Origin of the sequence: Dactylosporangium cerinum, assembly GCF_042653625.1 — a bacterium.
Classification (GTDB): Bacteria; Actinomycetota; Actinomycetes; order Mycobacteriales; family Micromonosporaceae; genus Dactylosporangium; species Dactylosporangium cerinum.
The window spans coordinates 201,763-222,438 of record NZ_JBHSIU010000019.1 but is presented as its reverse complement, the minus strand read 5'-3'; the positions used below and the strand labels follow the sequence as shown (position 1 = coordinate 222,438).

Below are 20,676 nucleotides of genomic sequence, written 5' to 3'. Positions count from 1 at the left end.
CGGGTCACGGAATTGTCGGACCCCCGCTCTACGATGTGCCGCATGCGACGCCCGTGGACCCCGCTGACAGCAGCCGTGGTGCTGCTGATGCTCGGTGCGCTCGTCGCGTGGGGTGTCGGCGGCGCCCTCGGCCTGTCGTTCAGCCCGGCGGCCGTCCCGGCCGAGCGGGCCGTCGCCGCGCCGTTGACGCCGCTGGTCGCGGCGCCGCAGATCGACACGATCAGCGTCGAGCACGACCCCCGGCTCGCGCTCGCTGCCGCCGCTGTCACCGACGCGCTCGTCCAGCGCGGCCAGCCCCGCCCCACGATCAGCCAGGAGCCGCGCCCTGACACCGGCAGTAGCAGCGCCGGGCAGTTGCGGGTCGTCGTCGGCGGGGCACCGTTCGACCCGTCGCCCGAGGCATACCGGCTCCGGGGTGACGGCACGGCGATCGTTGTCGAGGCCGCCGGTGTCAGTGGCGCCGCCGCCGGCCTGTATGCCGTCGCCGACCGGATCCGTTCCGGGACCGCGGTGCTGCCCCCGCCGGGTGCCGGTGACGGCGCAGGCGTCTTCGCGCCGCGGCTCGGTCTGCGGCTCACCGACGCCGGGTCCGTCGGTCGGGAGTCCGACCCGGCCGCGTTCGCCGCGGGCACCGACTACTCGCTCAACACCGACATCGTCGGCAAGGCACTGCTGCCCGCCGCGCCGTGGGTCGACCGGGCCGCCGTCGACCGGATCGACGGGCAGTTCCGGCAGTTCGTCGAGCACTCCCTCGCGCAGGGCTACAACGGCGTCGTCGTCCCCGGCTTCCTGGAATACGTGACGTTCTCGCTCGTCGGCGACGGGCACGCCGTCTATCCCGACGGCGACGACCACGTCGCTCGCGCGCGGGCGCTGGTCGCCGCGTTCGGCCCCGTGTTCCGCCACGCCGCCGACCTCGGCATGCGGGTCTACCTGCTCACCGACATGCTGGCCGTGTCGCCGCCGCTGGAGCGCTACCTGCAGCGGGAGTTCGGCGGCAGCACCGGCGAGGCGAGGCTGTCGGACCCCCGGTTCTGGCAGGTGTACCAACTGGGTCTCACCGAGCTGTTCGAGGCGATGCCGTTCGTCGCCGGGCTGATGGTCCGCATCGGTGAGGGCGGCGACGTCTACTCCCAGCCCGGCTGGGACTACTCGTCGAAGATCGCGGTCACCGGCGTCGACGCCGTCCGCGCCATGCTGCGGGCCCTGCTGTACGTCGCCGGCACCGCGGACAAGGATCTCATCTTCCGCACCTGGAGCGTCGGCGTCGGTGCCGTCGGCGACCTGCACACCAACCCGGAGTCCTACGACGAGGTCCTCGGCGGCATCGACGACCCGCACCTCATCGTGTCGACGAAGTACACGCTCGGCGATTTCTACTCCCACCTGCCGTTCAACGGCACCCTTACCGCCGGCGCGCAGCGGCGGATCGTGGAGTTCCAGGCCCGGCGCGAGTTCGAGGGGTTCGGGGCGCTGCCCAACGACCTGACCGGGCTGCACCAGCAGGCGCTGCGACAGTTCCTCGCCGCCAACCCGCACGTCGAGGGCATCTGGACGTGGACGCAGGACGGCGGACCGCTGCGGGCCGGACCGATGACGCTGTACCTGAGGACCGGGTTCTGGCAGCTGTACGACCTCAACGCGTACACCCTCGGACGGCTCGCGCAGGATCCGGACGTACCGGCGGCGCAGCTGACCGCGGACTGGGTCCGGCAGACGTTCTCGAACGACCCGGCGACCGTCGCGGCCGTCTGCGAGATGTTCGCGATGTCCCGGGAGGCGGTGACGAAGGGGCTGTACATCGGGGCGTACGCGGACCGTTCCGTGCGTGCCCTCGGCCTCGAACCGCCACCCATGATGTGGATCTTCGAGTGGGACATCGTCACCGGCGACTCGGCCGCCCTCGACAGCATCTACGCGGTGACCCGTGATCAGGGTGCCGATCCTGCCGGCGCTGGCGCCGTCGACGCCGCCGTCGCGGAGGGGGAGCGGGCGGTGGAACTCGCCGGCCGCATGCGGGCCGCGGTCGCCGCGACCGACCCCGCCACCTGGCACGACCCGGTGCTGCGGGCGAAGCTCATCGAAACCCTGGTCTACGAGGCAGACCTGTTCGGCACGCTCGGGGCGTACCGGACCATGGTGCTGCGGCACGCGCAGTGGCTCGACACCGGCGACGGCGCCGCCTACGACGCGTGGCACAAGGCCGAGAGCCGCTACCAGGCCGCCCGCGCCGCGCACGTCACGCGGTACGGCGGGGACGTGGATCTGCCCGCGTACAACTTCACCGCCGCCGACCTGGGTGCCGCCCGCGCCGACCGGGACCTCGCGATGGCGTGGCTGGCCAGGGCGCTGCTCGTGGCCCTCCTCGCGGTGCTGGCGATGGGTGCGCTGAGGTCGCGCCGGCGCTGGTTCGGGCTGCGGGCGCTGTGGGTCGGCGCGACACGGCCGTGGCGGCTCGCGGACCCCGGCAGCACTGACAGCACCGGCAGCACGCCGACGCGCGCCGACCGGGTCGTCGTGATCGCCGTGCCGGCGGCGGCGCTGGTCGCGAGCCGGCTCGTCTACACCTGGTTCGCGGCGCCGGCACATCTCGTCGCGACGCTCGGCGCCTGGCTGCTGTTCGCCGTCACGGCCAGGCTGCTGATCGGGCGGCGGGACCCGTTCCACCTGTGGGCGGCGATCGGCGGGGTGGCGCTGCTGCGGACCGTGCTGCTCCTCGCCGTCCTCGCCGTGCGCGGGCCGGGGCACTACTGGCTGGAGTTCTGGACCGCGCCGACGGCCAGATCCGTCTACGTCTGCGTGGCGTTCGCGACGTTCGGCTGGCTGTTCGTGGCCACGGGTCTCGTCCTGCGCGACCGGCACGGGCTGCTGCGCCGCCGGGTGACCGGGACGCTGCTCGTCGCGGCCGGTGTGCCCCTGGCGGTGCTCGGCGGGCTGGTCACCGCGATCGGCCTGGAGCGGGCGCTGACGATCTGGAACGACCAGCTGGCGCTGCTGCCGTGGGGGCTGTCACGGATCCTGGGGATCACCGTGTACCTCGGCATCCCGGCCACCCTGCCCGCCGCCGCAGCCGTTGCCGGGCTGTTGCTCATGGCGCTCGGTGGAGCGTGTGCAGCACCGTCGCCGCGTCGGGCATGGCGGCGAGTTCGGCGCGTACCGTCGCCGCAGCCGTCGCGAACGAGTCCCCCTCCAGCAGCCGGGTGACCCGGTCGGTGACCGCGGCCCCGGTCACCTCGGCCGGGTGCAGGGCCAGGCCGGCGCCCGCGAGTTCGACCGCCTCCGCGTTCATGAACTGGTCGCCGCCCTGCGGCAGCACCAGGTGCGGCAGGCCGTTGGTGAACGTGCCGAACATGATCCCGGCGCCGCCCTGCGACACGACCGCCGCGCAGCGGGGCAGCAGCAGCGCGTGCGGCAGGTACGGGGCGAGCAGCACGTGCGCCGGCTGCCGCCCGAACCCGGTGGGGTCGACGCCCGGTCCGACCGTCGCGACCACGTTCACGGGCAGCGCCGACAGCGCCGCGATCGCGGTGTGCAGCACATTGCGGTTGTCGTGGAACACCGTGCCCAGCGTGACGTGGACCGTCCGCTCGAACGGCAGCGCGTCCACCGCGGCCGGCAGGCGCTCGCCGGGCCCCGGGGTTCCCGGGACCGGCCGCAGCGGCACGGCATCCGGCCAGATCCGCTCAGCTGCTGTGCCCGCCGCTGTGCCTGCCGCTGTACCCGCCGCGGGCTGCTGCAGGCTCGGCGGGCACAGTTCCAGGTAGGTCGCCGCGCGGTGGTCGCCGCTCGTGCCGAACTGTGCGAACAGGTCGTCGAGGATCGGGCCGAGCGCGCTCCACAGCTGGATCGGCGGCATGATCCCGATGCCGTGCACGACGTGCCGCGCCCCGGTGACGGCGGCGGCGACGGGCCCGGCGAGTTCGGTGTCCTCGGAGATGACGAGGTCGGGCTTCCAGTCCACCGCCAGGGGCACGAGGTCGGCGGCGCGGGAACGGGCGGTGTCGGCGAAGTACGCGAGCCAGTTCGTCCCGGGACCGCCGCCCGCCTCGCGGTGCGTCGGCCCGACCGCCCACGTGGTGACGCCGTGCCCGCCCAGCTTCGCGACCATGTCGGCGCCGGTGGCCACGACCACGTCATGGCCGGCGTCCCGGGCGGCGAGGACCAGCGGCAGCATCGGATTGACATGACCGAACATCGGGCACGCACTGAAGAGGATCCGCATACCTCGTGCACGCACGCGGGGGCTCAGCGGTTCAGGGGGCTCAGCGGTTCAGGGGGCTCAGCGGTTCATGTCGAAATCGCGGTCGGCTGTTCGACGCGTCAGTGAGCGCACGAACCGAGGCGCTCCTGACGCCACCGGAAGGCTCCGATGATGACTGTCTCCACCAGCACTGCCCTCACCAGCACTGCCGCCCCCAGGCTCCTTGCCGCCGCGGTCCTCGCCGCGCCCGTGTTCACCGTGGCCGCCGTCGTGCAGACGGCGACGCGCGACGGGTACGACATCACCCGCCACCCGATCAGCATGCTCGCGCTCGGCGACCTCGGCTGGGTGCAGACCACCAGCTTCGTGGTGACCGGGCTGCTCAGCGTTGCCGGCGCGATCGGCGCCCGGCGGGTGCTCCAGGGCGGCCGGGGGCGCACGTGGGGGCCGATCCTGCTCGCGCTGATCGGGGTGGGGTTGCTCATCGCGGCGGTGTTCCGGATGGACGCGAGCGACGGGTTCCCGCTCGGTACTCCGGCCGGTCGCCTGACCACGATGAGCGGCCACATGATCCTGCACAACGTCGGCGGCAGCCTGTCGTTCTTCTCGATGATCGCGCTGTGCTTCGTGCTGGCCGCGAGATTCGGCAGTGCAGGCCAGGCAGGCCAGACAGCGCAGGCCGGCCAGCGCGGCTGGGCTGTGTCGGGGCGGGTCGCCGGGGTGCTGTTCGCGCTCGGCCTCGGGTGGGCGATGACCGGCGGTCAGGGCGGCGCGCTCACGCTGTTCCTGGGTGTCGCCGTGGCCTGGAACTGGATCGCCGCCGCCCTCACGGTGCTACAGCGCGGGGCTGGTCGCGGCGTGCGGTGAGCGCCCCAGGGGCAGCAGCCCGGCGAACAGCAGGACGGCGGCAACGGGGATCAGGTCGAGGTTCACGCCGATCGCCGCGAACGCCGCCACCACGAGGACCGGGCTCCACACCGGGATCAGCCGCGCGAGGACCAGCAGCACCAGCAGGGTGAGCATGCCCACCTGGAACAGGGCGGGACCGGCGATCTGCAACCCGTCGGGCAGCGCGGGGAACGACGGGAACAGGTCCCCGACGATCACCCACAGGAAACAGGCCGCGCCGAACACCCCGGCGGCCGTCGCGGCGAGAGCAACACCCCGGCGGACGGGCGTGGCGTGTACCGGGCGCAGTGCCCGGTACACGTGCACGGTCAGCACCCCCAGCAGGACGAACGCGACGAAGAAGCAGATGTGGCCGACATTCCACAGGGCGCCGTCCTTGTCGTGGTGGCCGTCGCTGCCGTCGATGAGCCGCAGCGTGCCGTAGACGAACAGCAGAACGGGAGCACCGAGCCGTACCAGCGGGGAAGTAACTTGGCGAGTCATACGTGCAGACTCGCAACCGCCGATGCGCACCGGCATCAGGGCGGAGCCCGGACAGCACCCCGATGGGCCGACCCTGAGCGGCCTCTCAGGGTCGGCCGCTAGCCCTGACGCGGCCCCTGATGCAGCGCGGCGCGGTCGGCGGCGGCGCGGCCGGAGTCCCAGCCCTCGTCGCTGTCGACGCGGGTGCCGCGGCCGCGCACGGTGCGGGGGAACACGCGCTCCATCGTCTCGCGGACCTGCGCGTCGCGGGCGGCGAGCACCGGCAGCAGATCCTGCGGCGAGGCGTCCGTGTCCTCCACTGTGCCCTTCATCGTGTCTTGCACCGCGGCCTCGCTCGCCTGGGTGAGCCGCTCGCCGATGCGGACCGCGAACCCGACCAGGAACGACTGGCGGAACGTCTTCAGCCGGGCGCGTCCCGCCTTGCCGTTCGCCTGCACGCCCAGGGGCTCGGCCGCCGACATGGCCCGGTTCGCCTGCACGAGCAGGGACGTGTGGAGCAGGTCGACGGCGTCGATGTCGCTGTCGAACCCGAACACGGTGGCGAACCCGAGCTCCGGCGACCACACCGCGTGGCAGCGGTTCGCGCGGGCGACGGCGTCGAGGAGGGAGGCCTTCTCACTCTCGTACGGGTGGTCGACACCGATCCGGCGCGCGAACGGCACGACCATCGACGAGGCGCCGGTCGCCCCGCCCCGGGCGACGAGCAGCGCCTCGTCGATGCTGTGCCGGGCGACGAGCTCCTGCGCCTTCGCGGTGTACGTCTCCGCCTCGGCCGGGTACGTCGTCGACTCGGCCTTCGCCAGCAGCGCGCGCACCCGGTCGAGCAGCCGCACGTCGACGGCCTTCGTCGCGCCGGCCTTCGTGCCGGCCTTCTTCGAGGCGGGGGCGGCCACGGCCGTGCCGGGAACCGGGATCAGCACCTCGATCGCCGGCAGCGTCCGCAGGATGCCGAGCAGCACCAGGACCGTGTCGAGGATCTCGATCCGGTCGACCCGCCACCGGGCGGGCAGCCGGTCGAAGTAGACGTTGTCGGCCGGCCACCAGACGGTGGCACCGAGCGCGTCGGCCTGGGCCCGCCAGCGGGGGTCGACCGTGGCCGGCCGGAAGCCCCGCAGGTGCGCGGCGACGGCGTCGGTGACGAGCACGGTGTGCGGCACGGTGCCGCGCCGTCCGACGACCCGGTGCAGCTCGCCGGGCTGCCAGCCCCGCTCGAACAGCCGCTTGCAGGCCGACTGCAGGGCGGCGAACAGCGCTGGGTCGACCTCCGCGGCGGGCGCGACGGTCAGCGTGTCGAGGCCACGCTCGTACCCGACGCTGCCGTTGAGCACCGCCTTGATCTGGTCTGCCGCTGAGGCTGTAAGCACTGCGCAAGGCTACCCGCGGCCCACTGATAGGCTCCCGTCGCTGTCCGGCAGGCCCGCACATCAAGCCACGAGTCGAGAAGGTGTCATGTCTTCACGCGTCGTAGTCATCGGATCCGGAATCGGTGGCCTCACCGCGGCGATCGCGCTGCGGGCCGAGGGTCACGAGGTCGAGGTGTACGACCAGGCGACCACGTTCGGCGCGATCGGGGCCGGGGTGTCGCTCGGCGCCAACGGGTCCCGGCTGATGGAACGCCTCGGTCTCGGCCCGGCGCTGCGGGAGGTCGGCTCGGACCTGCACCGCATCCAGTTCCACGAGTGGCGCACCGGTGAGCTGTTCTACGAGCACCCGATGGGTGACTGGTACACCGAGCGGTTCGGTGCGCCGTTCCTCGGCCTGCACCGGGCCGACCTGCAGCAGGTGCTCCTGGACGCGTTCGGCAGTGATGGGGTACGGCTCGGCAAGCGCTGCGTCGCGATCGACGAGACGCCCGACGGCGTCGACGTGACGTTCGCCGACGGCTCCAGCACCCACGCCGACCTGGTGATCGGCGCCGACGGGGTCCGCTCGACCGTCCGGCAGCACGTCGCCGGGCCCGACGAGGCGGTGTTCGCCGGGATGAGCTGTTTCCGCGGCCTCGTCCCGGTCGACAAGGTCCCGGGCGGCGATCAGATGGGGCTGACGTTCTTCCTCGGGCCGGTGAGCCACCTGGTGGTCTATCCGGTACGCCGCGGCGAGCTGATCAACTTCGTGGCGTACACGCGGGATGAGGCCTGGACCGACGAGTCGTGGTCGGCGAAGGGCGACGCGAGCCAGGCGGTCGCGGCGTTCGAGGGCTTCAACGACACGGTGCTCGCGATGCTCGGCGCCGTCGAGGACACCGGCCGCTGGGCGTTGTTCGACCGGGAGCCGCTGCGGCGGTGGAGCACCGGGCGGGTCACGCTGCTCGGCGACGCGGCGCACCCGATGCTGCCGCACGCCGGGCAGGGCAGCAACCAGGCCGTCGAGGACGTGGCGGTGCTCGCGCACTTCCTGGGGCAGCCGGATCTGAGCGTCGGCGAGGCCCTCGCGGCGTACGAGACGGTTCGCAAGCCCCGCGCCCGGCAGCTGCAGCTCGGCTCCCGCGGCAACGCGAAGTGCTTCCAGGTGCCCGACGGCCCCGAGGCGCAGGCGCGCAACGAACGCCTCGCCAACCTGCCCGACATGGTCAGCTGGATCCACCAATACGACGCGCACGCGGAACTGCGGGGGGCGCAGGAGGTGCAGGCGTAGCGGGCAGGGCGGGCGCTGCAGTTCCGGGTGCTGCAGTTCCGGGTGCTGTAGTTCCAGGCGCTGCGGTCCGCAGCGCGACGAGCACCGCCGCCGCCAGGTAGGTGCCGGCGGCGATCAGCACCGCGGTCGCGAAGCCGCCGATCGCGCCGAGCACCGCGACCCCGAGGGCGCTGCCGACCTGGCGCATCGTGTTGAGCAGCCCGCTCGCCACCCCGGCGTGGCCGTCGGGCGCGACCTGCAGCGTCAGCGACGTCGCCGCGGTCATGGCGGTGTCGATGCCGAACCCGATCACGAACAGCGCGGCGAGGACGGCGGGCAGCGGACCCGACGCGCACAGTGCCAGGGCGACGAAACCGGCGGCGCCGGTGAGCAGGCCGATCAGCATCGTCGTGCGCGGGCCGGACCGGTGGGTGGCCCAGCCGCCGAACGGGGACCCGACGACGGCGCCGGCGGCCTGCACCGCCAGGGCTACCCCGGTCAGCAGCGGCGACAGGTGACGCTGCTGCTGCAGGTACAACGTGACCAGGAAGAACTGCCCGTAGAAGCCGAAGTTCAGCGCGAACCCCGTGATCACCGTCGCTCGCAGCGCGCGGTGGCGCAGCAGGTCGGGGCGCAGCATGGACGCGGGGCGGCGGCTTTGCAAGGCCCGCCGTTGGAGAGCTCCGCGTTGGAGGGCGACGAACAGCCCGAGGACCAGTGCGCCGCCGGCGACGAGGTCGGCGCGGTGGGCGATGCAGCCGGCGACGAGCAGCGCCAGCCCGCAGGTCGACGTGACGACGCCGCGGACGTCGACGCGGGCGCCTGGGACCACGGGCGGGTCGACCAGGCCGCCGCTGACGACCAGGACGAGCACCGCGAACGGCACGTTGAGCAGGAACAGCGCGGGCCAGCCGGCGACGCTGAGCAGCGCGCCGCCGAGCAGCGGCCCGGCCGCGGCCGCGACCCCGCCGAGGCCGCCCCACAGGCCGATGATGCGGGCCTGCGTCGCCGGTTCGGGGTAGGTGGAGCGGATCAGGGCGAGCGAGCTCGGCATGAGCACGGCCGCGCCGACACCCTGCACGACCCGCCCGGCGATCAGCCACGCGCTGGCGGTGCCGCTGCCGGCGCACATGATCGAGCCGAGTGTGAAGATCATCACGCCGGCGCGGTATGCCCGCCGCGCGCCGAACCGGTCGGCGAGCGAACCGCCGGCGAGGACGAGTGCCGCGAACACCACCGTGTACGCGTCGACGACCCACTGCAGCGTCGCGGTGCCACCACCGATCGACGGCAGCGCGACGGTCACGATCGTGCTGTCGAGCATGACCAGGAAGAAGCTCAGGCAGACCGCGACGGCCCTCATGCGCGGGTCTGTGCTGTATCGGTCTGTGCTGTATCAGTCAGTGCTGTATCGGTCAGTGCGTCAGCGCACGCGGCGACGAGGCAGGTGAGGCTGTCCACGACCGGGGTGACCCGCGACAGGCCCTCGCGCAGGACCGTCAGGTCGGTGCAGCCGAGCAGTACCCCGTCGGCGTCCGCCCCCGCCACCGCCAGCTCCGCCGACCTGACCGCGGCGGCGAGGTCCAGCGGGGCGCTGCCCGTGCCGACGCAGCGCTCGACGAGGGCGACGACGTGGGACTGGTCGGCGGGGCGCAGGATCTCGATGCCGCGCAGCCGGGCCGCCGCGTACGCCTCGTGGTCGACGCTGGTGCCGGTGGCGAGCAGCACCAGGCGGCGCAGGCCGCGGGCGGCGGCGGCGTCGATGGTCTCGTTGACCATGTCGATGAGCTTCAGGTTGCGCCCGGCGAGCAGCGGCCGCAGGTGCCGGTGGAACGTGTTGCAGGGCATCGCGACGAGGTCGCAGCCGGCCCGCTCGAGGGTGTCCAGCGCGGTGGTGAGCAGCGCATCGACCTCAGCGTCGACGCCGGCGTCGATCGCAGCGTCGTCAGCCGCGCCACCGGAGCCGGCGAGGACCGCGTGGACGAGACGCATCGGCATCGGCTGGCTGTGCACCAGCAGGTCCGGCCACGCGCCCGTGCGGGCCTGGACCTCCGCGACGAGCAACCGGTAGAACTCGATCGTGGCGACCGGACCGACGCCACCGATGACACCCAGCACGCACCCACCCCCCGTGGCCGCAACCATACCCGCTGATCGATGTCTAGGCGGGTACGGCTGCGACTTCGGGCTAGCACTGTGGGCTAGTACTGCGGCTCAGCGCAGGGTGATCTCCGGGTACAGCGGGAAACCGGCGAGCAGTTCGGACGCCTGGCCCGACACCTTCGCCGCGACCGACTCGTCGAGGGTGTACTTGGCCTTCGAGTCCGCGGCCGGCCGGGTGCTGCTCAACACGGTGGCGATGAGCTCGGCGATCGTGTCCATCTCGGCGACACCCAGGCCACGGGTGGTGAGCGCGGGGGTGCCGATGCGCACGCCGGAGGTGTACCAGGCGCCGTTGGGGTCCTGCGGGATCGCGTTGCGGTTGGTGACGATGCCGGCGTCCAGCAGCGCCGCCTCCGCCTGCCGGCCCGTCAGTCCCGTGGGAGCGCCGCCCAGCTGGGAGGCGTCGATGAGCACCAGGTGGTTCTCGGTGCCGCCGGTGACGAGCCGCACGCCGCGACGCCGCAGCCCCTCGGCGAGCGCGGCGGCGTTGTCGACGACCCGCTGCGCGTAGTCGCGGAACGACGCGGTGCGGGCCTCGGCGAGCGCGACCGCCTTGGCGGCCATGACGTGCGGCAGGGGACCGCCGAGCACCATCGGGCAGCCGCGGTCGACCTGGTCGGCGAGCTCCGGCTGGCACAGGACCATGCCGCCGCGCGGGCCGCGCAGGGTCTTGTGGGTCGTGGTGGTGACGATGTGGGCGTGCGGCACCGGGTCGAAGTCACCGGTGAAGACCTTGCCGGCGACGAGCCCGGCGAAGTGCGCCATGTCGACCATGAGGGTCGCGCCGACCTCGTCGGCGATCTCCCGCAGCGTCGCGAAGTTCACCTTGCGGGGGTACGCCGAATAACCGCCGACGATGATCATCGGGCGGAACTCACGGGCGGTCTCGCGCAGCGCGTCGTAGTCCAGCAGGCCCGTCGTCGGGTTGGTGCCGTAGCTGCGCTGGTGGAACATCTTGCCGGAGATGTTCGGCCGGAAGCCGTGGGTCAGGTGCCCGCCGGCGTCCAGGGACATGCCGAGCATGCGCTGGTCGCCGAAGTCGTGGCGGAGCTGCGCCCAGTCACTCTCGGTGAGGTCGTTGACCTGGCGGACCGACTTCTCGCGCAGGAACGGCGCCTCGACCCGCTGCGCCAGGACCGCCCAGAATGCGACCAGGTTCGCGTCGATCCCAGAATGTGGTTGGACGTACGCGTGTGACGCGCCGAACAGTTCACGGGCGTGCTCGGCCGCGATCGACTCGACGGTGTCCACCTGCTGGCAGCCGGCGTAGAAGCGGCGGCCGACGGTGCCCTCGGCGTACTTGTCGCTGAGCCAGTTACCCATCGCGAGCAGCGTGGCAGGGGAGGCGTAGTTCTCGCTGGCGATGAGTTTGAGCGACTCGCGCTGGGCGGTCAGCTCGCCGGCGATGGCGTCCGCGATCCGTGGCTCGACGGCCCTGACCACGTCGAGTGCGGCATTGACCGCGATCGATTCCGAACTCTGGGCGTTCATGTCGCCACGGTAACAGGCTAGAATTCGGGGTCGGGGCGAGAGGCGCTGCGACGGGTCATCGACGATCCGCCACGCTCGACCTGGTTTCACTCACCGTAAGGGCGCCTTCCGTCTGACCCACGGAAGGTGGATCCCGGTGCCGATCAGAACTGCGATTGCAGATCTCCGCAAGCTCCTCGACGAGCGTGTGGTCGTGCTCGACGGCGCGTGGGGCACCATGCTGCAGGCGGCCGGCCTCAAGCCCGAGGACTACCGCGGTGATCTGATCGCCCCGGACCACGTCCAGGACGTCACCGGCGACCCGGACCTGCTGATCCTGACCCGGCCCGACGTGATCCTCGATGTGCACCGGCAGTACCTCGCCGCGGGCGCCGACATCACCACCACCAACACGTTCACCGCCACCAGCATCGCCCAGGCCGACTACGGCCTGGAGTCGCTGGTCCGCGAGATGAACGTGCAGGGTGCGCGGCTGGCCCGGCAGGCGGCGGACGAGTTCTCCACGCCGGAGCGCCCGCGGTTCGTCGCCGGGTCCGTCGGCCCGCTCAACGTCACCCTGTCGCTGTCGCCGAAGGTCGACGACCCGTCCTACCGGGCCGTGACGTTCGACACGGTCAAGGCCACCTACGCGGAGCAGATCAGCGCGCTCGCCGAGGGCGGCGTCGACCTGCTGCTCATCGAGACGATCTTCGACACGCTCAACGTGAAGGCGGCCGTCGCCGCGGCCCGCGAGGTCGCGCCGCACCTGCCGCTGTGGATCTCGGTGACGATCGTCGACCTGAGCGGCCGGACGCTGTCCGGGCAGACCGTCGAGGCGTTCTGGCGCTCGGTCGAGCACGCCGACCCGCTCATCGTCGGCGTCAACTGCTCCCTCGGCGCCGCCGAGATGCGTCCCCACGTCGCGGACCTGGCCCGCTTCGCCGGCACCTATGTCGCCGCGCACCCGAACGCCGGCCTGCCCAACGCGTTCGGCGGCTACGACCAGACCCCGGCGGAGACCGGCAGCCTGCTCGCGGGCTTCGTGTCCGACCACCTGGTCAACGTCGTCGGCGGCTGCTGCGGCACTACTCCCGCCCACATCGGCAAGATCGCTGAAATGGTCCGGGGGCTGCCGACCCGCCACGTCCCGGCGCCCGCCCCGGCGACCAGGTTCAGCGGCCTGGAGCCGTTCGAGATCGGCCCCGACACCGGCTTCGTCATGATCGGTGAGCGGACCAACGTCACCGGTTCGAAGCGGTTCCGCCGGCTCATCGAGTCCGACGACCACCAGGGCGCGGTCGACGTGGCCCTCGAGCAGGTCCGCGGCGGCGCCAACCTCCTCGACGTCAACATGGACGCCGACCTGCTCGACAGCGAGCAGGCGATGACCACGTTCCTGAACCTCATCGCCACCGAGCCCGAGGTCGCCCGCATCCCGATCATGATCGACAGCTCGCGCTGGAGCGTGCTGGAGGCAGGCCTCAAGTGCGTGCAGGGCAAGGGCGTCGTCAACTCGATCAGCCTCAAGGAGGGTGAGGAGCCGTTCCTGGAGCAGGCCCGGATCATCCGCTCCTACGGCGCCGGCGTCGTCGTGATGGCCTTCGACGAGCTCGGCCAGGCCGACACGACGCAGCGCAAGGTGGACATCTGCGGCCGGGCGTACGACCTGCTGGTCAACCGCGCGGGGTTCGTGCCCGAGGACATCATCTTCGACCCGAACGTCCTCGCCGTCGCCACCGGCATCGCCGAGCACAACGGCTACGCCAAGGCGTTCATCGACGCGCTGCCGCTGATCAAGCAGCGCTGCCCCGGCGCGCGCACCAGCGGCGGCATCTCCAACCTGTCCTTCTCCTTCCGCGGCAACGACGTCGTGCGTGAGGCGATGCACTCGGCGTTCCTGCTGCACGCGGTCCGCGCGGGGCTCGACATGGGCATCGTCAACGCCGGTCAGCTCGCCGTCTACGCGGACATCCCCGCCGACCTGCTCGAACTGGTCGAGGACGTGCTGTTCGACCGGCGTGAGGACGCAACCGACCGGCTCGTCACGTTCGCCGGCACGGTCAGCGGCTCGGGCACCCAGCGCGTCGTGGACCTGTCGTGGCGTGAGGCCCCGGTCCGTGAGCGGCTGTCCCACGCACTGGTGCACGGCATCGTCGACTTCATCGAGGCCGACACCGAGGAGGCGCGCCTGGAGGCGAAGCGTCCCCTGGAGGTGATCGAGGGTCCGCTGATGGACGGCATGAAGGTCGTCGGCGACCTGTTCGGCGCCGGCAAGATGTTCCTGCCGCAGGTGGTCAAGAGCGCCCGCGTGATGAAGCGTTCCGTGGCGTACCTCGAGCCGTTCATGGAGGCCGAGAAGGAGGCCGCCCGCGCCGCGGGCACCGCGCAGAGCGGCCGCAGCGGTCAGGGCAAGGTCGTCATGGCGACCGTCAAGGGCGACGTGCACGACATCGGCAAGAACATCGTCGGCGTCGTCCTCGGCTGCAACAACTACGAGGTCATCGACCTCGGCGTCATGGTCCCTGCCGCGAAGATCCTCGACACCGCGGTCGCGGAGGGCGCCGACGCGATCGGCCTGTCCGGTCTCATCACCCCGTCGCTGGACGAGATGGTCGCGGTCGCCGCCGAGATGCAGCGCCGCGGCCTGACGCTGCCCCTGCTCATCGGCGGCGCCACCACGTCGCGGCAGCACACGGCGGTGCGGGTGGCTCCGGCGTACGAGGGCAACACCGTCCACGTGCAGGACGCCTCGCGGGTCGTCGGGGTCGTCGCCGGCCTGCTCGACGCGGACCGGGTGGCGCAGCTCACCGCCGACAACCGCGACGAGCAGGAGCGCCTGCGCCGCCAGCACGCCGAGCGCCGGCACACCGCCCTGCTCACCCTCGCGCAGGCCCGGGCAAACGCCTCGGACGTGTCGTTCGCGGACGTTCCGGTGCCGGACTTCACCGGTGTACGGATCGTCGAGCCGCCGTTGCAGACGCTCCGCGAGATGATCGACTGGCAGTTCTTCTTCCTCGCCTGGGAGCTGAAGGGCAAGTACCCCGCGATCCTGGACCAGCCGGTCGCCGCCGAGCTCTTCGCCGAGGGCAACACCCTGCTCGACGAGATCATCGCCAACGGCTCCCTGACGGCCCGCGGCGCCTACGGCTTCTGGCCCGCCGCCTCCCACGGCGACGACGTCGTCCTGGACAACGCGGTCACCTTCCCCATGCTGCGCCAGCAGACGGAGAAGCCGGACGGCCGCCCCAACCGCTGCCTCGCCGACTACGTCGCCCCACCCGTGCCTGGGAACGCGTTCCCCGACCACCTCGGCGGGTTCGCGGTCGCCATCCACGGCGCGGAGGAACTCGCCGCCCGCTACGAGGCCGACAACGACGACTACCGCGCCATCATGGTCAAGGCCCTCGCGGACCGGCTCGCCGAGGCGTTCGCCGAGTACATCCACCTCGAGGCCCGCCGGGCCTGGTTCGAGCCCGACGCCGCCCCGGCCCTGGAGGACCTGCACGCGGAGCGGTTCCGCGGCATCCGCCCGGCGCTGGGCTACCCCGCCAGCCCCGACCACTCCCTCAAGCAGGCCCTGTTCGACCTCCTCGAGGCCGACAAGCTCGGCCTCGCCCTGACCGAGTCGTTCGCGATGACCCCGGCGGCGGCCGTCAGCGGCCTGATCTTCGCCCACCCGGACTCGCGGTACTTCACGGTCGGCCGCATCAACCGCGACCAGGTCGAGGACTACGCGACCCGCCGCGGCCTGCCGGTCGAGGAGATCGAACGCTGGCTGCGCCCCAACCTCGCCTACGACCCCACCTGACGCCCGGGCCCGGGCCACCGCCACCGCGGCGGGAGGTCCGGGTCGCGCGCCGGCTACGACACGAGCGCCTTCTGGTCGGTGTCGATCAGTGTCTGGAGCAGTTCGCGCTCCTGCGGACCGCTGACGCCGGCGATGAGCATGCCGCGGCATCGGACGCTGCGGTGCAGCGGCAGGTGTCCACCGATCTCCCATCGATCCCTGAGCGGGTACAGGCGCATGGTCCTGTCCGCACTTCCCGAGACGATGAACCCGCCGGAGATGGTGACAGTGGTGACCGGCCTGGTATGCGCCGGGTGCTGCCACAGTTCGGTCACGCGCAACTGCTCCGCGTCGATGGACAGCTCCGCCAAGGAGATCCTGCCGTCCTCATGACCGAGCAGCAGCAGGGCGTGCCCGTCGTCGAGCAGGCGGACGTCCAGGCTGGCCAGCGGCGGCACCACGACGGCATGCACCGCGGGGTCGGCGCGGCCGGCACCCACGTGGATCGTCAGTTCCGACCGCCTGGAATAGGTGCAGACGATGTCCGGCCCGATGAACTTCGCGATCCCGGTGCCGGTCATGCCGGTCGACATCGACACCGTCCTGGTCGCCGGGTCGACCAGGTGCAGCGCGGCCGTGCCGTCAGGTGTCTCCCGATGCACGGCGAGACGGTCGTGGACGACCGACGCGGCGCGCAGGTCGGGGCTGGTCGCGAAGCGTGTGACGGCGTTCCAGTGCTGCGCGGCGCCGGCGGCGGACAGGACCACCGCCTCCTGCGCACCGATGACGACGAGGTCGCCGTAAGGCGACAGGGCAAGGTCACGCGGGCGGAAGTCGATCTGGGCCACGATGCTCTGGACGGCGCGGCCGCCCACACCGAGCGTCCAACGGAAGCTTTCTACCGCTTCAACGCCCGGTAACGCTTGAGAAGGGCAGTGATCTTCTCGTAATTCGCGTCGCCGTTCAGTTCGGCCAGCAGGTCGTCCGGACACAACTCATAGAGATCGCCCCACCACCGGCGACCCCTGTTGTCCCAGATGCGATACCCACCCGGTACCCCACGGGCGACGTACCGCTTCCTGCTCACAAACCCTCCCCAGCACACCCGCTGAGCGGCAGCCTACGAGCGCGACGCGGGCACCGCGACCGGTATTGGAGCACGACCGTTCTACCGCTATGCCAACCCACGGCGTAACCTGTCCAACCGACTTGATCGTCTAGCCGGAGCTGTCACGCATCATGTGACGCTGATCCGTAACGGATCAACTGGAGAGCGGTCATCTTCAACGTCTCGGGGTTGGTTCGCCTAGAAGCTGGTGGGCCGTCCGGCCAGGATCGACCATCTTGATGTCGCATCCCACACCAGGCCATCCCACTCGTTGATCGACGGAAGCAGCCATAGGTGCGTCAATGGCGTTGGCGGCGTAAACGTCGGAATGCCGTACTCGGCCGCCCCTCGCTCTGTCCGGCTGCGCAATGCCAGCGAAATGCCCATGCCGGCTTGGCTGAATGAGTCAGCGACGACGACCAGATGCTTCTGAGTGGCTCGCGTCCCTGTCCGATTGAGCTTGTTCAGCTTGTTCAGGCCCTGCGCGGAGATAGCCGGAGCGCGAACGGGTCGGCGGGGTCGTAGCCGCCATAAACGTGTCGTCGATTGGCTGCCTCAAGGTCTCCCAATAGCAATGGCAGCAAAGATTTGATCTTCTTGACCTCGGCGGAGTCTTCCAGGCCAACGACCCACGTCGGGACGGAGCCGTCCAGCGTCAGCTGCGGGAAAGTGCGTTGCGCGGCCGCGCCCGTCCTCAGACGCTGCGAGTCGACCTCGCTGGTCACCTCGATCGCCGCGACGGACCCGTCAGCAAGATCAACCTCGAAGTCATGCATGCCTTCCGGCCCACCAGGGACATCGACGTCGCGGAACATGCCCAAGATGGGGCTCAGGCGGTCGCGAGCGATCAGCTCGTACTGGTCGAGATGACTGTCGGGTGAAGCTCTCACAACGGCAACAATGGCAGCCGCAGGGAGCGAAGCACTACCGACTTTTCCGTCCCGCAGCGTCCCGCTGGCACGCAGATAGTCACCGAGCAAAGCTCAAGGGCCACTTCCCTCGATGGGAAATGGCCCTTGAGCTGCGGTGGGCGATACTGGGATCGAACCAGTGACCTCTTCGGTGTGAATAAGGTCAACTTCTCTCGCGGACCTGCCGGTTTTCGCAAAATGCCTGGTCAATGCGTTGGTACCGGGTGGCTTGCGAGGGTGCTCTGGAGCCTTTTCGGCAAGATCGTCTCCCAGATTTCTCCCAAGAGGGAGCTGCTCGGCCGAGCTGGAGTCCGACCTCTGCCTCGGCTTCTCCAGGCTGGGTCAGGCTGCGGGATAGCGTCCGGGCCGCGCTGGCGGGTCGGTCTCGCCTGGTCGCTTGCGCTGTGGCTGGTCGACGGTCGGAGGGATGTCGAACAGGGGCGGCTGGTAGGTCAGCCTGGGCGGCGGCTTCAGCCTTGCCGGCGGGGCAGGCCACGTGAGGTGCGGCTGCCGTCGGAACCGGGGACCAGTGTTGGTGTAGTAGCGGTCCACCCGGAAGTCGACTGCGGCCACGCCGGGCGGCATCAGCATGGAGGTGGCGTGGCACCAGCGCAGCCAGATGGCGACCGTTCCGTCGGCGGCGCGGCTGGCGAGCTTGGCAAGCGACCGGACCTTGTCGGTCCTGTCAATCTCGACGGCGAGGCTCAGCCCGGTCGGTCGGATGCCGACGACGTCGATGTAGCCGTTGGTCCAGCGGGGGCCGAACAGCCCTTCGCGGTAGTACTGAACGGACCCCTCGGTTGCGCAGGCGAATCCGTAGTGCTCGGCCCATCGTTCGACCTCAGCCGTCAACCGCGCGGTCACTTGACTGGCGGTGGCGGACGAGAAGCCGATGGGGCTCAGCCACTCCGCCAGCGACGTGCTGGCGTTGGCGAGCCGTGCTTTGTGCGCGCTGTCGTCCATCCGGTCCTCCCCACCGTGATGACATTGACGATAAACGTTGGGTACGACAGTTTCCCCGGCTCGTGCACGGGCAGCGATTCTGTCTTCGCGGTTGCTCCGCAACATGCGTCTGACCCGGAGAGGCTTCCCGTTGCGCAGGCTCTGCCCGGTCATGCTGTGCCGCCGGGGCGCCATGACGGACGGGCCGGATCGTTTACGCGGACGCTGGCGCCCCGGTGGTGCGGCATGACTGCCTCCGGTGCGCAACGGGAGGGCTCGGAGCCACCCCCGGGCTTCCCGGGCTGCCGGGGTCCACGGGCGAGCAGCCCTGGCCGCCGGAGGCACACCCCCGGGTGCAGCGGCCGGAGGCCCTGCCCGCCGGAGGCAAGACAGCGAGCCGCGACGGACCCGGCGTGGACTTGCATACAGTCGCGGGGTGGCGGCCTCTGCAAGTTGCGGGCGATGATGCGCAGGTGGCCAGACACTCGCATCCGCCTCCCGCCTTCTCGAAAGTTGCATTGGCGGCGTTCGTCTGGTTTGTGATCGGCGGGCTCGGGGTCATGCTGATTCTCTGGCTATCTGGCGCTGCTGACTGATCGACGTCGACAACTCGGTACTGAAGCCCTGGCTCCTCGTCAGTGAGGATGGCCGGGGCTTCGGCGTGCCCATCGGGACCTTGCGCGCGGCCGGGACCGCCGCGCCGGGAGCGAAGCGGCAAGGCGCGGCGTGGCCCGAGCTGCGCGAGCGGCCCGTCAGGGCCGCCTTGAAGACGTACAGAAAGTTCTCACCTGGCGGCGGGCAATCAGGTGTCGGGTCTCACGACATGCGTGACAGATCAGTCTCGGGACGTGTGTGACACGTCCGGCTAGACGGTCATGCGATCAGAGGGTGTGGATCGCTGCCAGGCCGCCGGCGTGCATCGAGCCATTCACGGTGGTTCCACAACACCGGCATAGCACCCACTGGTTCGAACGCGATCTGCGGATCGTCGCTCTGGACCAGGCACAGCATCCGGTGACCGATCAACGCCGCCGACCGGGCCTGCCCAGCAATGATGTCCAAGACCTCGGCGGCGCACCGAGGATCTGCCTCAGCAAAGGCGTGGTAGCCGTTGAAGGCGATAAGGAGACCAGTTGCTTCCCGTGTGGTGCCGTACCGGTAGGCGACGACATCTCGCAGGCAGTCGTTCAGCGCGTCGAGGTTGTGTCCGTAGTAGTCGGGAAAGTCCAGAGCACTGGCAACGTCACGATGCATGTCTGCTTCCGTCGCCCAGCGTCGCGCGTCGAGATGCACGATCGTGTACCCGTGGCCAGCCAGCCATTGAACGGCCTCATCGAAGACGCTGGGACGCCAGAACAGCGTCACGAACGTGTTGGCCATCAACCAGTAGTCAAGCCGCTCAGCATCAGCATCAGCATCAAACGCGGTCACCGCCACACGATAGGCGAACTGGGCCCGATACAACCTACCGATCTTGTCACCTAGGTCCTGATACCGATGTGTCACGGAGGTCCTGAGACCGGACACGGCGGGCAATCAGGCCAGAGCGTTCTCGGCGTCGCGGGGCAACAGCGCTGTGCTGTCGGCGTGGTCGGGGTGCTGCCCCCGCTTGGCCTGCCACGGTATTACGGCATTGTTCGGATGATGCCGTCGAGGAGCGCGAGGTTGCCTGACGTCCCGCCGAGTTGCTGATACAGGGCGACTGCCTCGGTGGCGGCGGTGATCGCCTCCCCGGGCCGGCCGGCAGTAACGGCTGCAACGGCGCCCATCCCTCGCCAGTCAGCGCATGCCGTCGTGATACGGCCATCTACCTACTGCATCCAGCGCCGGATGGTCAACAAGGCACGCCCTAGTAGCCTGAATAGTACCCCTCATAATTCCCGCAGCAAAGACAGCCGACTATAATTAGAAGGACTATAATAACTCCATACAGCCATTCATTGTCTGCGTTCTTCCCCACGTGACCCCCATCTTGCCTCGAGTAGTAAGGTCCCGCGATCTTCCCACTCAAGCGCTGGCGTCCACAAGCGACAAAAGGCTGACCCTCGCCAACACGAACGGAGTGTGCATTCCGGCAAAGCCGACTTGA

General features: G+C 70.6%; 16 protein-coding genes. 4 read left to right on the top strand and 12 right to left on the bottom strand.

The annotated features are described in order from the left end of the window. The first annotated feature begins 42 nt into the window (after positions 1 to 42). A complete protein-coding gene (locus ACFPIJ_RS18760; protein ID WP_380116420.1) occupies positions 43 to 3,204 on the top strand; it encodes a hypothetical protein in 3,162 nt (1,053 codons plus the stop codon). On the opposite strand, the gene ACFPIJ_RS18755 is transcribed toward ACFPIJ_RS18760, so the two are convergent. Beyond that, on the bottom strand, positions 3,089 to 4,195 hold the full coding sequence (locus tag ACFPIJ_RS18755) for a glycosyltransferase (RefSeq protein ID WP_380116419.1): 1,107 nt from the start codon (positions 4,193 to 4,195) through the stop codon (positions 3,089 to 3,091). The genes ACFPIJ_RS18760 and ACFPIJ_RS18755 overlap by 116 nt on opposite strands. A 177-nt stretch (positions 4,196 to 4,372) precedes the next feature. Here ACFPIJ_RS18755 and ACFPIJ_RS18750 point away from each other — a divergent pair, with 177 nt between their 5' ends. Continuing rightward, complete coding sequence (locus tag ACFPIJ_RS18750) at positions 4,373 to 5,068, top strand: DUF998 domain-containing protein (protein ID WP_380116418.1); 696 nt, start codon at positions 4,373 to 4,375, stop codon at positions 5,066 to 5,068. On the opposite strand, the gene ACFPIJ_RS18745 is transcribed toward ACFPIJ_RS18750, so the two are convergent. Together ACFPIJ_RS18745 and ACFPIJ_RS18740 are read right to left on the bottom strand one after the other, a co-directional pair. Further along, positions 5,036 to 5,593, bottom strand: coding sequence for a hypothetical protein (locus ACFPIJ_RS18745; protein ID WP_380116417.1), 558 nt, complete (start codon positions 5,591 to 5,593; stop codon positions 5,036 to 5,038). The two genes, ACFPIJ_RS18750 and ACFPIJ_RS18745, sit on opposite strands and share 33 nt — an antisense overlap. Positions 5,594 to 5,691: 98 nt before the next feature. Beyond that, positions 5,692 to 6,957, bottom strand: a complete 1,266-nt coding sequence (locus tag ACFPIJ_RS18740; RefSeq protein WP_380116416.1) for a DUF2786 domain-containing protein — start codon at positions 6,955 to 6,957, stop codon at positions 5,692 to 5,694. Positions 6,958 to 7,042: 85 nt separating this feature from the next. Here ACFPIJ_RS18740 and ACFPIJ_RS18735 point away from each other — a divergent pair, with 85 nt between their 5' ends. After that, on the top strand, positions 7,043 to 8,227 hold the full coding sequence (locus ACFPIJ_RS18735; RefSeq protein ID WP_380116415.1) for an FAD-dependent monooxygenase: 1,185 nt from the start codon (positions 7,043 to 7,045) through the stop codon (positions 8,225 to 8,227). On the opposite strand, the gene ACFPIJ_RS18730 is transcribed toward ACFPIJ_RS18735, so the two are convergent. The 3 genes from ACFPIJ_RS18730 to ACFPIJ_RS18720 all read right to left on the bottom strand — a co-directional run bounded on the left by ACFPIJ_RS18730 (position 8,163) and on the right by ACFPIJ_RS18720 (position 11,860). After that, positions 8,163 to 9,569 (bottom strand): MFS transporter, encoded by a 1,407-nt coding sequence (locus ACFPIJ_RS18730; protein WP_380116414.1) that lies wholly within the window; start codon positions 9,567 to 9,569, stop codon positions 8,163 to 8,165. The two genes, ACFPIJ_RS18735 and ACFPIJ_RS18730, sit on opposite strands and share 65 nt — an antisense overlap. Beyond that, a complete protein-coding gene (locus ACFPIJ_RS18725; RefSeq protein ID WP_380116413.1) occupies positions 9,566 to 10,324 on the bottom strand; it encodes an aspartate/glutamate racemase family protein in 759 nt (252 codons plus the stop codon). The genes ACFPIJ_RS18730 and ACFPIJ_RS18725 overlap by 4 nt, the downstream gene beginning before the upstream one ends. Positions 10,325 to 10,420: 96 nt before the next feature. Continuing rightward, on the bottom strand, positions 10,421 to 11,860 hold the full coding sequence (locus ACFPIJ_RS18720; RefSeq protein WP_380116412.1) for a glycine hydroxymethyltransferase: 1,440 nt from the start codon (positions 11,858 to 11,860) through the stop codon (positions 10,421 to 10,423). A gap of 136 nt (positions 11,861 to 11,996) precedes the next feature. On the opposite strand from ACFPIJ_RS18720, the gene metH reads away from it, so the two are divergent. Next, entirely contained in the window at positions 11,997 to 15,647 is a 3,651-nt protein-coding gene (gene metH, locus ACFPIJ_RS18715; protein ID WP_380116411.1) for a methionine synthase, read from the top strand. 53 nt (positions 15,648 to 15,700) lie between these two features. Here metH and ACFPIJ_RS18710 read toward each other — a convergent pair whose 3' ends face one another. From ACFPIJ_RS18710 to ACFPIJ_RS18685, 6 genes are all read right to left on the bottom strand, one after another. After that, positions 15,701 to 16,501, bottom strand: a complete 801-nt coding sequence (locus ACFPIJ_RS18710) for a WD40 repeat domain-containing protein (RefSeq protein ID WP_380116410.1) — start codon at positions 16,499 to 16,501, stop codon at positions 15,701 to 15,703. Between the two features lie 23 nt (positions 16,502 to 16,524). Then, positions 16,525 to 16,713 (bottom strand): hypothetical protein, encoded by a 189-nt coding sequence (locus tag ACFPIJ_RS18705; protein WP_380116409.1) that lies wholly within the window; start codon positions 16,711 to 16,713, stop codon positions 16,525 to 16,527. 494 nt (positions 16,714 to 17,207) lie between these two features. Continuing rightward, the gene (locus ACFPIJ_RS18700; RefSeq protein WP_380116408.1) at positions 17,208 to 17,624 is read right to left on the bottom strand and encodes a hypothetical protein; all 417 of its coding nucleotides are present in this window, start codon (positions 17,622 to 17,624) and stop codon (positions 17,208 to 17,210) included. A gap of 363 nt (positions 17,625 to 17,987) precedes the next feature. Then, positions 17,988 to 18,608, bottom strand: a complete 621-nt coding sequence (locus ACFPIJ_RS18695; RefSeq protein ID WP_380116407.1) for a hypothetical protein — start codon at positions 18,606 to 18,608, stop codon at positions 17,988 to 17,990. 852 nt (positions 18,609 to 19,460) lie between these two features. After that, positions 19,461 to 19,967, bottom strand: coding sequence for a barstar family protein (locus ACFPIJ_RS18690; protein ID WP_380116824.1), 507 nt, complete (start codon positions 19,965 to 19,967; stop codon positions 19,461 to 19,463). A gap of 245 nt (positions 19,968 to 20,212) precedes the next feature. Then, the gene (locus tag ACFPIJ_RS18685; RefSeq protein WP_380116406.1) at positions 20,213 to 20,356 is read right to left on the bottom strand and encodes a hypothetical protein; all 144 of its coding nucleotides are present in this window, start codon (positions 20,354 to 20,356) and stop codon (positions 20,213 to 20,215) included. Positions 20,357 to 20,676: the final 320 nt, after the last annotated feature.